Source organism: Geobacillus jurassicus NBRC 107829, from assembly GCF_001544315.1.
Lineage (GTDB): Bacteria > Bacillota > Bacilli > Bacillales > Anoxybacillaceae > Geobacillus > Geobacillus jurassicus.
In genome coordinates this window covers 107,205-119,349 of sequence record NZ_BCQG01000001.1, presented here as the reverse complement: position 1 = coordinate 119,349, position 12,145 = coordinate 107,205, and the positions used below count along the sequence as shown (strand labels likewise).

Below are 12,145 nucleotides of genomic sequence, written 5' to 3'. Positions count from 1 at the left end.
TCATAGCAAAAAGATTGAAGAGTCTTGTAAAAAAAATAAAAATTTTGGTCAAAAAATGTCGTTAACATGGTATCATAAAAACATTGAAAAATATATATTTCTGCCTTCTTCCGCTATTTTCATTTGTTGTTCGAGTAGCTTGAGTCTAAGGGGGGCATCGGCGGATGGGGATGGCATGGATCGTTCTGCTCCTTGGTGCGGGAGCAATCATATACAATCAGATGTACCGGAAGCGGATGTACCGGGAAATCGACCAGCTTGAGGAATGGAAAATCAGCTTGATGAACCGGCCGGTGCCGGACGAGCTGGCAAAAGTGAAGCAGCTGAACATGACAGGGGAGACGGAGCAGCTGTTTGAACGATGGCGCCAGCAATGGGACAACATCGTGGCAGTCAAGCTGCCGAATGTGGAAGAGCAACTGTTTGACGCGGAACGGCTGATTGACAAATACCGCTATCGGCAGGCGCGGCGGCTGCTGGGGCATATCGCCGATGGATTGCATCGCCTTGAGGAGGAAGTGCACGAAATCATCCATGAAGTGAATGAGTTGATCGGCAGCGAGGAACAAAGCCGGACGGAGATCGAGGAGTTGCGTGCGGCTCATCGGGAAGCGAAAAAGACGCTGCTTGCTTACCGTTATACGTTCGGGCCGGCCGCCGACTTGCTCGACGTCCGCTTGACGGAGGCGGAAAAGCAATTCCAGCGCTTTGCCGAGTTGACGGAGACCGGCAACTATTTGGCGGCGCGCGATGTCGTTCTCGCGCTGAAGGAAGAGCTTGTCCGACTCAAGGCGATGATGGAAGAGATTCCAGGTTTGCTTGGCGAATGTCAAACGTCGTTGCCGGCCCAGCTGGCTGAGCTGGGCGACGGTTATCGGGAAATGGAAGAGCGCGGGTACATCCTAGACCATTTGCATATGGAGCGCACGCTTCAGGAAAAACGGGACAAAATTGAGCAATGCCTGGCGATGATCAGCGAGCTGCGCGTCGAAGAAGCGAAGCAAACCGCCGCCGAGCTGAAAGAAGAGATCGAAGCGCTGTATGATCTGCTCGAAAACGAAGTGCTCGCGCATCAATACGTGCAAACGGAAATGCCGCGCATTGGCGGCATGCTTCAAGAGCTCGCTGCGGAGGCGAAGGAAACCGAGGCGGAAGCGTTGTTCGTCCAGCAAAGCTACCATTTGCCGCCAAGCGACCTCGAAAAATATCGAAGCATCGAAAAACAGCTGCATCAGCTGCAAAAGCGTTTTGTGCTGCTCCAAGACCGCGCCGCCGAGGCGAAAACGGCGTATTCGCTGTTGAAAGAGGAGCTTGAGCAGCTTGTTTCTCAGATCGACCTAATGAAAGAAGAACATGAACAGTTTCGGACGATGCTGCAGACGCTGCGCAAAGATGAATTGATCGCCCGTGAAAAGCTTGACGGCATGCGAAAAACATTGGCTGAGGCGCTTCGCCTTGTGCAAAAAAGCCGGCTGCCGGGGCTGCCTGAACCGTATGCGATGGAATTGACGGAAGCGAAACGCAGCTTGCAGGCTGTCGCCGCGCGCCTCGAGGAAAAGCCGCTTGATATGCCAGCGGTCGACCGGGCGTTGGAGGAAGCGAAAACGGCGGTGGAACGGCTGTATGAGCGGACGATGGAGATGATTGAACAGGCGACGCTGGCGGAGCGGACGATTCAATACGGCAACCGCTACCGCCGCCGCTACCCGTCCGTCCGCAAACGGCTTGAAGAAGCCGAATTTTTGTTCCGTCATTATGACTATGAAGAGGCGCTCCGGCAGGCGGTGGCGGCTGTAGAAGAAGTCGAGCCGGGCGCGTTTGACCGCGTGCAGCAGCTATGGCAAGAGAACAATGACCGGGAGCAGTGATGAATAACCCGATAAGTATCGGTTTTGCCGATATTTATCGGGTTTTTGGCGAATAATGTAAATGACTGTGTGTTTTCGTTGCTGATTGATGCTCGCTTTGTTTATGATGTATTATGTATATTCTGCCGATGACGAGCGGAGGATGGAAGCGATGATCTATCTTGACAACAGCGCGACAACCAAACCGTTTCCCGAAGTGGTCGATTCGTTCGTTGCCGTCGCAACGAACTATTTTGCCAACCCGTCTTCGCTCCATGGGCTGGGCATGAAGGCGGAGCGGCTCTTGACGCAAGCGCGCGAACAAATCGCCGCCATGCTGCGCGTTAAGCCGAACGAAATCGTTTTTACCTCCGGTGGAACGGAGGCGAACAATTTCGCCATCAAAGGAGTCGCCTGGCAATACCGGCAGCGCGGCCGGCATATCATTACGACAGAAATCGAGCATCCGTCTGTCGCCGAACCGTGCCGCCAGCTTGAGGAGCTTGGTTTTGAGGTGACGTACTTGCCGGTCAACCGCGAAGGAAGAGTGTCGGTTGAGCAGGTTGAACGCGCGCTGCGCGACGATACGATTCTTGTGTCGATCATGCATGTCAATAATGAAGTCGGCACCATGCAGCCGATTGAAGAAATTGGCGCGCTTTTGGCCCGCTATCCGAAAACGCTGTTTCACGTCGATCGGGTGCAAGGCATCAGCAAAGTGCCGCTCGACTTGAAGCAGGCCGGCGTCGATTTATGCACAATATCGGCGCATAAATTCCACGGGCTGCGCGGCGCCGGCCTGCTTTACGTGCGCGAAGGCGTCCGCCTGGCGCCATTGATCGCCGGCGGAGGACAGGAGCGGCAACTTCGGTCCGGAACCGAAAACGTGGCTGCCATCGTGGCGATGGCGAAGGCGCTTCGCTTGGCGCTTGAGCGATACGAGCGGGACATCGACCGGCTCAAGGCATTGAAAAACGAGTGGCTCGAAGCGCTTTCGGCGATTCCGGACATCGAGGTCAATACGCCGAGCGACGGCGCCGCTCCTCACATCATCAACTTTTCGTTAAAAAGCGGCATGAAGCCGGAAGTGTTTGTGCACGAGTTAGAAAAAAATGGGATTTATGTATCGACGACGTCGGCTTGCTCGTCGAAAAAGAAGGCGCCGAGCAAGACGCTGCTGGCTATGGGGCTCGGCGCGGGCCGTGCCGAACGCGGCATTCGCATCAGTTTGTCGTTTGACAACAGACGTGAAGAAATCGCGCCGACGGTGGCGGCGATCAAACAGGCGATCAAAACATTAAGCGAGGTAACGGGATAAGATGGAGATGAAATATGACCGCATTTTAATCCGCTACGGAGAAATGACGACAAAAGGAAAAAACCGCAATATCTTCGTCCGGCGGCTCAAAAACAACATCGCCCGCAAACTGCAGGCGTTTGAGCGGATTCAGATTGAATATATGCGCGACCGAATGTACATTTTATTAAACGGCGAGCCGCATGAGCCGATCATCGAAAAGCTGAAAACCGTCTTTGGCATTCACTCGTTCAGTCTGGCGATGAAGTGCGAAAACGACCTTGACGCCATTAAAGAAACGGCGCTCGCTGCCGTCCGCCAGCTTCCGTATAAAGGAAAAACGTTTAAAGTGAGCGCCCGCCGCGTCGACAAACAGTTTCCGTATCGAAGCGACGAGCTGAACCACGAGGTGGGGGCGCATATTTTGCGGCAGACGGACGGGCTGACGGTCAACGTGCGCGAGCCGGATATTGACGTGCGCATTGAAGTGCGCCAAGACGGGACGTATGTCACGTGCTGCGACATTTTCGGCGCCGGCGGCCTGCCGGTTGGAACGAGCGGCAAGGCGATGCTCATGCTCTCAGGCGGCATCGACAGCCCGGTCGCCGGTTATTTGGCGATGAAGCGCGGCTTGGAAATCGAAGCCGTCCACTTTTTCAGCCCACCGTTTACAAGCGAACGGGCGAAGCAAAAAGTGATCGACTTAGTGAAGAAGCTGACTGCATACGGCGGAAGGATCAAACTTCACGTCGTCCCGTTTACGGAAGTGCAGCAAGCCATTTACCAAGGAGTTCCCAACGAATACTCTTTAATTTCGACTCGGCGGGCGATGCTGAAAATTACCGATGCGCTGCGCCGCCGCCAGCGGGCATTGGCGATTGTCACTGGCGAAAGCCTTGGTCAAGTTGCGAGCCAAACGCTTGAGAGCATGTATGTCATCAATGAAGTGACGAATACCCCGATCTTGCGCCCGCTTGTTTCCATGGATAAGATGGAAATTATCGAGCTGGCGAAACAAATCGACACTCACGATATTTCCATTCTTCCATATGAAGATTGTTGCACCATTTTTACACCAAGAGCGCCGAAAACGAAACCGAAAAAAGAAAAAGTGCTCCATTATGAGAACCAGCTCAATCTTGCTCCGCTTCTCGAAAAGGCGGTCAATGAAACGGAGACGCTCGTCATTGACGAAGAAAACGGACAGGCGGATGAGTTTGCCGAGCTGTTTTGAATCTCAAAATTTACCAAAAGCATCACTGCATATCGCCATCTGTTTTCACACATTCTATAGGTACAAGGAGGTGAAAACTGATGGCACGCAACAACAACAATCGCCTGCTTGTTCCGGGCGCGCAACAAGCGCTGGAGCAAATGAAATATGAGATCGCTCAAGAATTTGGCGTGAACTTGGGCGCTGACACGACTTCGCGCGCCAACGGTTCGGTCGGCGGCGAGATCACGAAACGTCTCGTAGCCATGGCGCAACAACAATTGGGCGGCGCACGCCAATTCTAATTTCATAATAATGGCTTGCGCGGCGGGGGTCATCCCCCGCCGTTTCTATATGGGGAATAGTATTCAAAACAGAATGACTATTTTGTATAATAGAAATGCCGATAGTGGCGAAACAATCATACAGAGGGGGAGAGGAACAATGAGGCGGGAAGACTTGATTGCTCCTGAGCGCTACAATTTAACATCTGAAATGGAGCGGCATGCGGCCGTCCACCCGGATCGCATCGCTTTGACATGGGAAAGCGAGCAAGGCGAGACGAAAGAGATTACATACAGCCGCCTGATGGCGCGCGCTAACCGAATTGGAAACGCTTTCTTGTCGCACGGGCTTGAAAAAGGCGATAAAGTGCTCGTCATGATGCCGCGACTCATTGAAACGTACGAAGTGTACTTAGGGGCGCTCAAAGCCGGGCTTGTTGTCATCCCTAGCTCGGAGATGCTGCGGACGAAAGATTTGCAATACCGGCTCGTTCATAGCGAGGCGAAAGCCGTCGTCGCTTATGAGCCGTATATTGACGAATTTGCGCCGATTGACGGCATCGAACGCTTGACAAAGTTTGTCATCGGGGAACCCCGAGACGGATGGATTCCGCTTGAAAACGCCATGGCGAAGGAGAGCGAAACGCTGACGGCGGCAGACACCTCGCGCGACGATATGGCGTTTTTGTCATACACGTCCGGGACGACCGGCAATCCGAAAGGGGTCGTCCATTGCCACGGCTGGGCGTACGCTCATTTGCGCACCGCGGCGAAAAACTGGCTGTGCATTGAAGACGGCGATCTTGTTTGGGCGACGGCCGGGCCGGGATGGCAAAAATGGATTTGGAGCCCGTTTTTATCGGTGCTCGGCTCGGGAGCGACCGGGTTCGTCTACTACGGCCGCTTTGAGCCGGAAAAATATTTGCAGCTGTTGGAAAAATACAAAATCAATGTGCTTTGCTGCACGCCGACCGAGTACCGCCTGATGGCGAAAGTGCCGGACATCGGCCGCTACAATTTATCCCATTTGCACAGCGCCGTGTCCGCCGGTGAGCCGCTCAACCGGGAAGTGATCGACACGTTCGCCAAGCACTTCGGCGTCGAAGTGCGCGACGGATACGGGCAGACGGAAAATACGTTGCTTGTCGGCGTCATGAAAGGGATGGAAATCAAGCCGGGATCAATGGGGAAACCGACGCCGGGCAACCGCGTCGAAATCATTGACGAAAACGGCGAGCCGTGCCCAGTCGGCCAGGTCGGCGACATCGCCGTCCATATCGAAACGCCGGCGCTGTTTAAATATTATTACAAAGATCCGGAGCGGACGGCGATGCAGTTCCGCGGCGATTACTACATTACGGGAGACAAAGCGCGCAAAGACGAGGACGGCTATTTCTGGTTTGAAGGCCGCGGGGATGACATTATCATCAGCGCCGGCTACACGATCGGCCCGTTTGAAGTGGAAGACGCGCTCGTCAAGCACCCGGCCGTGAAAGAATGCGCCGTCGTCGCCAGCCCGGATGAAGTGCGTGGCCATGTCGTTAAGGCGTTCGTCGTGTTGCGCGATGGCGTCGACAAAGACGATCCGTCGTTGATCCCGGCGCTGCAAGAACATGTGAAACAGTTGACTGCGCCGTACAAATATCCGCGCAAAATCGAATTCGTCGACGATTTGCCGAAAACGGCGTCTGGGAAAATCCGCCGCGTCGAGCTGCGCGAGCGGGAAGCACGCCTTGCCGGCCGGTCGTCGTAAGCGGAACGGGCTGTTTGCCGAGCTGGCTGCTGTCGGGGCGGTGCGATAGCCGGGTTGCGAAAAACGGCGGTTCAGTATAAGCCGCTCGGCAAACGAAAAGGGTGTTCTGCTCAGGCAGAGCACCCCTTTTTCCTGCGTGTTACAAAAAGACGCGCTTCACTTTATCCCAGAACGAGTTGTCTTTCAAACGCACCGTTTTGACCACGCGATCGCTTAAGCGAATGTCAATCCGCTCGATATGCTGGATGCTCAATGCTTCATTGTCGAGGCCGATGATCGGGAAATGGCTCGTTTCTTCCGACATTTTCAGCGTCAACGTCCGTGAGCCGCTCAAAATGAACGGCGAGCCGAGCGTCCGATAGCGGTTGCTGTTGAGCGAGGCGAGCTCGCTCACTTGGAAGCACGGCAAGAGCGGATCGACGACCGCCCCGTGCACCGATTTGTTGTAGCCAGTGCTGCCAGTCGGCGTCGAAACGATGATGCCGTCGCCGCGGAACGTCTCGAAATGCAAGTCATCAATGAAGACGTCGATCGCCATCGTTTTAATGATTTGCGAGCGGATCGAACATTCGTTTAAGCAGAAAAACGAGGCTGCACCGTCGATCGTTACCTCGATGATCGGATACCGCCGCACTTCAAGTTTCCAATTTTTTGCTGCTTTCACCATATGATCGATGTCGTCAATATGGAAATCGCAGTAAAATCCGCGCGCAGGCAAGATCGACACGCCGACGTATAAACGGTCAGGAAGAAATCCCGTCTGCCGGACCGCCTGCAAAAACGCCCCGTCATCGCCGATGCTGACGATGATGTTCGCTTCCCGGCAGTCGTCGACAACGACAAACGAACCGCGCTCCGCCAGGGCAATGAGCGGCTTTACTCGTTTGACGAGCTCGTCGTCGCGCTTATAAAAAAAATAAAGACGGTTGCGTTCCATATCCATTTTTTTTTCGTCCTCCTAATGGCATCATCTGATCGAACGATGTACAATGAATATTGTACCACGTTTGCCATGATTCTAAAAATATGGAAATCGACGCAGGGGGGAAACCATGAACCGAAAACGATGGACGGCGTTGGCCATCGCTGCGGCCTTGTTCATTATCTCGGTGCTTGTTCAAGCTGTTGGCGTTCTCTTGTCCGACAAGGCCGGCGGCTGGTCGGAAAGCTGGTTGGCGCTCATGGAGTCGCCATTTAGCGAAGAAGTCATCGCCGAGGGCGACCCGTTGAAAAAAATCGCCGTATTGGAAGTGAACGGATTGATTCAAGATGCGGGAGAAGCCGAGTCGTTTCTTTCCTCATCGCAGTACAACCACCAAACGTTTTTGCAAATGATCAAACAGGCGAAAGAGGATCAAGACGTCAAAGCGATCATCTTGCGCATCAATTCGCCGGGCGGCGGGGTCGCGGAAAGTGCGGAAATTTACGATCAGCTGATGAAGCTGAAAAAGAAAACCCATAAGCCGATTTACGTATCGATGGGAGCGATGGCGGCTTCCGGCGGCTATTACATCGCTGCAGCCGGCGATAAAATTTTCGCCAGTCCGGAGACGATCACCGGCTCGATCGGCGTCATCATGCAAAGCATCAACTACGAAGGGCTGGCGAAAAAGTACGGCGTCGAGCTCGTTACGATCAAAAGCGGGCCGTACAAAGACATCATGAATCCAGCGCGCAAAATGACCGAGGCGGAGCGGGAGCTTTTGCAGAAGCTGATCAATCAGTCGTACGAGGGATTTGTCGATGTGGTCGCCAGCGGGAGAAAATTGCCGAAAGAGACTGTGCGCAAGCTGGCGGACGGACGCATTTATGACGGCCGCCAAGCGAAGTCGCTTCACTTGATTGATGAATTCGGCTATTTAGACGATGTGATTGCGGCGCTGAAAAAAGATCATCGGCTCGCTGGCGCCCAAGTGGTGAAATATACGGGCAGCACGCCGTGGAGCTCGCTGTTCGGGCTCCTGTCGAACTGGTCCAAACCGGACAGCGAGGCAGCCGGGCTCATCCGCCTGTTGTCGCGCCCGTCCTCGCCGCGGCTCATGTATTTATATGCCGAGTAAAGGAAGTGAGAGCATGACGGAAATGCAAGCGACAGCGCCGCCGGCGGACCATTTTCCGCCGGCTGAGCGCCCCCTCTGCTACGGCGGCTTTTGGCTTCGTTTTTGGGCGTATTGGCTTGATGTGATCGTCGTCTCAAGCCTCAACCGCCTCATCATCTGGCCGCTCTTTCGCCTGTTCGATTGGCCGCTTGAGCGGGATGGCTTGTTCGCCCCGGCGGCGATCGCGGCTGCGGCGGTCTTTTACGCTTACTTTGTTTTGATGACGAAAGCGTTTGGGCAAACGCTTGGCAAAATGGTGTTCGGCTTAAAAGTGGTCGATGAGCGCGGCGCGCCGTTGACATGGCTGACCGTGCTGTTCCGAGAAGTTATTGGCAAGTTTATTTCCAAAACACTATTCTTCATCGGCTTTTTGTTCGTCGCGTTTTCCGAAAAGAAAAAAGGGATGCACGACCAGTTCGCCGATACGATCGTCGTCCGCGAGTGATCGTCCGCCCGCATCAAGAACGGACCGCTAACCGATGTCCGCCTGCCGAAACGGCAGGTTTATTTTTTTTCCAGATGGCGACAATGTATGGTGAAAGGGAGGGCGGACATTGAAAGCAGTCATCGCGGTCATCGCAACGGTTGTTCTTTTGCTTCTTCTCGTCGCCTGGATGAAAGTATCGGTGACGGTCGTGTTTCGCCATATGAAAGACGACGATGAATGCAAAATCGTGGTGCGCACGCTGTTTGGCCTCCTCCGCTACACCGTCCGCATTCCGCTCATCAAGCTGGACATGGATTCAGATGCGCCGGGAGTGGCGTTTCTCCAGAAAAAAGGAGTGGAGGGAACGCGCGGGAAAGAGGAAAAGAAAGGGAAATTGACCGTAAAAAAAATCGCCGACCTGTTTCGAGAGCTGAAGCGGTTTCTCGAGCAAGTCGTCGACTTGCATGAAATTATGAAACAATTTTACCGTCACGTGACGATTATGCAATGGGAATGGAAGACGACGATTGGCACTGGCGACGCAGCATCGACCGGCTTGCTCGCAGGGCTTGGTTGGTCGTTGAAATACATGATCATCGGAGCCGCGAGCCGCTATATGAACATGAAAACAACGCCCGTTGTCGCCATCGTTCCGGCCTACGATCGGGCCGCTTCGGAAACGGCGTTTTTATGTATGATTCAGTTTCGAATCGGGCATGCTATGGTAGCAGGATTGCGGGTGATCAAACATTGGCGCGGACGGCGGTTGCCAAAGCGAAAACCGTTGGCTGCCAAGCAGGCAAATGAAGGCTACTAGGAGGAATGAGCATGACGAACCATCCGATCCAAGGGTTGATGACGACAGCGATGGAAAACTTAAAACAAATGATCGACGTCAATACGATTATCGGCGACCCGGTGGAGACGCCTGACGGCAGCGTCATTTTGACCGTCTCGAAAGTCGGGTTCGGGTTTGCCGCGGGCGGCAGCGAGTTTATGCTGGACGGCCAACAAAACGGCCAAGGAGCGCAACCCGGCGGGAACGGGCAGGCTCAAGGCCATGGGCATCCGTTTGGCGGCGGCAGCGGCGGCGGCGTCTCGATTACGCCGATTGCGTTTCTCGTCGTCAACTCGTCCGGGGTGAAGCTGCTCCATTTGGACGAAAGCACGCACTTGTATGAAAAAATTCTCGATGTCGCTCCGCAAGCGTTCGAGAAGATTCAGGCAATGCTGAAGAAAAATAAGAAAGACGGCGCGGCATCCGAAACAACGAACGACTTTGATATTTAGCCGGACCGTTTGCGTCCGGCGTTTTTCTGTCAGCTGGCGCGAACGGACAAAATCGTTGAAAAATTTCCTTCCCCATTTTACTATGGAAATAGTACATATTTTTTCCGAAGGGGGAGAGAACCCATGGCTAATGTGACGTTTAAAGGAAACCCGGTCACGCTCGTCGGCAAGGAAGTGAAAGTCGGCGACAAAGCGCCGGATTTCACCGTGCTTGATCAAAACTTGCAGGAAGTGACGCTCGCGGATACGAAAGGGCACGTCCGCCTGATCAGCGTCGTTCCGTCGCTTGACACCGGGGTTTGCGACGCGCAAACGCGCCGGTTCAACGAAGAAGCGGCGAAGCTCGACAACGTCAAGGTGCTGACGATCAGCGTCGACTTGCCGTTCGCGCAAAAACGGTGGTGCGGCGCCGCCGGCATCGAGAACGTGCAAGTGTTGTCTGACCACCGCGACGTCTCGTTCGGACAAGCGTACGGCGTCTTGATCAAAGAACTGCGCCTGCTCGCCCGCGCTGTGTTTGTCATCGACAGCAATGACACGGTGACGTACGTCGAATACGTGCCGGAAGTGACGAACCATCCGAACTACGAAGCGGCGATTGAAGCGGCGAAAGCGGCGAAATAACGATGAGCGGCGGACATCCGTCTGCATAGGTTGCACGCTTTGATCACAGCGGCCCCGACTCGTTCGGGGTCGTTTCGTTTCCGCCGCCCTTTCTTGCCTGTGAAGTCAGGCGGGCGTACAATAAGGAGCAGGGGAGCGGCTAGAAAGGAGGGAAGCCCTGACATGATGACGCCGGTCGAACGAATGTTTACGGTTTTGGATGAAACGGCCCAGATTTTGCAAGAAGAATTGCAATGCACGTATTTGGAGGCCGTCGCGGAGACGGGGGAAAATTTGTTCCACGGCGACGTGCTGCAAAGCGAAGTGAGTGAATTGAACGCGAAACGGCTGAAAAAGCAGTATCGCGAACTGATGCTTGAACGGTTTCAAAACGAAGAGATCCGCAAGGCGTTTCAGCTTGCGGTGTTAAAAGGGATGCGCAAACACGTCCAGCCGCATCATCAAATGACCCCGGATGCGGTCAGTTTGTTTTTGGCCTATTTAGTCCGCGAGTTTACGCGCTCGCATTTGGCGCTGACGATCCTCGACCCGGCCGTCGGCACGGCGAATTTATTGACGGCGGTGTTAAATGGCCTTCGTGGAAAACAGGCGGCTAGCTACGGCGTCGATGTCGACGACCTGCTCGTCAAATTGGCCTATGTCAACGCGAACTTGCAAAAGCATCCGGTGCAGCTGTTTAACCAAGACAGCCTAAGGCCGCTGTTTGTCGAGCTGGTTGATGTCGTCGTCTGCGATTTGCCGGTCGGCTATTACCCGGATGAGGACAATGCCGCCCGCTTCGCCTTAAAAGCGAAGGAAGGGCGGTCGTATGCCCACCATTTGTTCATCGAGCAAAGCTTGCGCTATACAAAAGAGGGCGGCTACTTGTTTTTCCTCATCCCGAATACGCTGTTCTCGAGCCCGCAGGCAGGGCAGCTGAACGAATTTTTAAAGGAGGCGGCCATCGTCCAAGGAGTCTTGCAGCTGCCGCTGTCGATGTTTAAAAACGAACAGGCGGCAAAAAGCGTGTTTATTTTGCAAAAGAAAGGACCGAATGTCAAAAAGCCAAAACACGTGCTGCTTGTTGAGCTTCCTCGTTTTTCAAACAAGTCGGCGATGCAGGCGATGATGGCGAAAATCGACGCATGGATCGCCGCGGAAAAAGAAAGTTGACGGCCTTCGCTTTTCGGAGGCCGTTTGTATTTTTCGCAACATAAAAACTTTTTTTTGCAACCGGTTGCGAAACAAGGCCGCGCTTGAAACGCAGAAACGGGAGGAATACAATGAAAAAGGCATAGTGAAACGGCGCCCAATCGCGCACACTAACGGTAA

Annotated in this window: 12 protein-coding genes; 11 read left to right on the top strand and 1 reads right to left on the bottom strand. The window is 54.1% G+C overall.

The window, feature by feature from the left end; translation table 11 throughout:
- The first annotated feature begins 164 nt into the window (after positions 1 to 164).
- From ezrA to mbcS, 5 genes are all read left to right on the top strand, one after another.
- A complete protein-coding gene (gene ezrA / locus GJ1_RS00570) occupies positions 165 to 1,868 on the top strand; it encodes a septation ring formation regulator EzrA (RefSeq protein WP_066227002.1) in 1,704 nt (567 codons plus the stop codon).
- 151 nt (positions 1,869 to 2,019) lie between these two features.
- On the top strand, positions 2,020 to 3,165 hold the full coding sequence (locus GJ1_RS00565) for a cysteine desulfurase family protein (protein WP_066227108.1): 1,146 nt from the start codon (positions 2,020 to 2,022) through the stop codon (positions 3,163 to 3,165).
- Positions 3,166 to 3,172: 7 nt separating this feature from the next.
- Entirely contained in the window at positions 3,173 to 4,378 is a 1,206-nt protein-coding gene (gene thiI / locus GJ1_RS00560) for a tRNA uracil 4-sulfurtransferase ThiI (protein ID WP_066227104.1), read from the top strand.
- Positions 4,379 to 4,458: 80 nt separating this feature from the next.
- The gene (locus GJ1_RS00555; protein ID WP_066227000.1) at positions 4,459 to 4,662 is read left to right on the top strand and encodes an alpha/beta-type small acid-soluble spore protein; all 204 of its coding nucleotides are present in this window, start codon (positions 4,459 to 4,461) and stop codon (positions 4,660 to 4,662) included.
- A gap of 139 nt (positions 4,663 to 4,801) precedes the next feature.
- Positions 4,802 to 6,394 carry an acyl-CoA synthetase MbcS gene (gene mbcS / locus GJ1_RS00550; RefSeq protein WP_066226998.1) on the top strand — a complete coding sequence of 531 codons (1,593 nt, stop codon included), beginning with the start codon at positions 4,802 to 4,804 and terminating at the stop codon, positions 6,392 to 6,394.
- Between the two features lie 139 nt (positions 6,395 to 6,533).
- Here mbcS and GJ1_RS00545 read toward each other — a convergent pair whose 3' ends face one another.
- Positions 6,534 to 7,337, bottom strand: coding sequence for an NAD kinase (locus tag GJ1_RS00545; protein WP_066226995.1), 804 nt, complete (start codon positions 7,335 to 7,337; stop codon positions 6,534 to 6,536).
- 109 nt (positions 7,338 to 7,446) lie between these two features.
- Here GJ1_RS00545 and sppA point away from each other — a divergent pair, with 109 nt between their 5' ends.
- The 6 genes from sppA (at position 7,447) to GJ1_RS00515 (ending at position 11,986) form a co-directional block, all read left to right on the top strand.
- Complete coding sequence (gene sppA / locus GJ1_RS00540) at positions 7,447 to 8,454, top strand: signal peptide peptidase SppA (protein WP_066226989.1); 1,008 nt, start codon at positions 7,447 to 7,449, stop codon at positions 8,452 to 8,454.
- Positions 8,455 to 8,467: 13 nt separating this feature from the next.
- On the top strand, positions 8,468 to 8,938 hold the full coding sequence (locus GJ1_RS00535) for an RDD family protein (protein WP_066226986.1): 471 nt from the start codon (positions 8,468 to 8,470) through the stop codon (positions 8,936 to 8,938).
- 109 nt (positions 8,939 to 9,047) lie between these two features.
- The gene (locus GJ1_RS00530) at positions 9,048 to 9,737 is read left to right on the top strand and encodes a DUF2953 domain-containing protein (protein ID WP_066226983.1); all 690 of its coding nucleotides are present in this window, start codon (positions 9,048 to 9,050) and stop codon (positions 9,735 to 9,737) included.
- Between the two features lie 11 nt (positions 9,738 to 9,748).
- Positions 9,749 to 10,210, top strand: a complete 462-nt coding sequence (ytfJ, locus tag GJ1_RS00525) for a GerW family sporulation protein (protein WP_066226981.1) — start codon at positions 9,749 to 9,751, stop codon at positions 10,208 to 10,210.
- A gap of 123 nt (positions 10,211 to 10,333) precedes the next feature.
- Positions 10,334 to 10,834, top strand: coding sequence for a thiol peroxidase (gene tpx / locus GJ1_RS00520; RefSeq protein ID WP_066226979.1), 501 nt, complete (start codon positions 10,334 to 10,336; stop codon positions 10,832 to 10,834).
- Between the two features lie 162 nt (positions 10,835 to 10,996).
- Entirely contained in the window at positions 10,997 to 11,986 is a 990-nt protein-coding gene (locus GJ1_RS00515; RefSeq protein WP_066226977.1) for a class I SAM-dependent methyltransferase, read from the top strand.
- Positions 11,987 to 12,145: the final 159 nt, after the last annotated feature.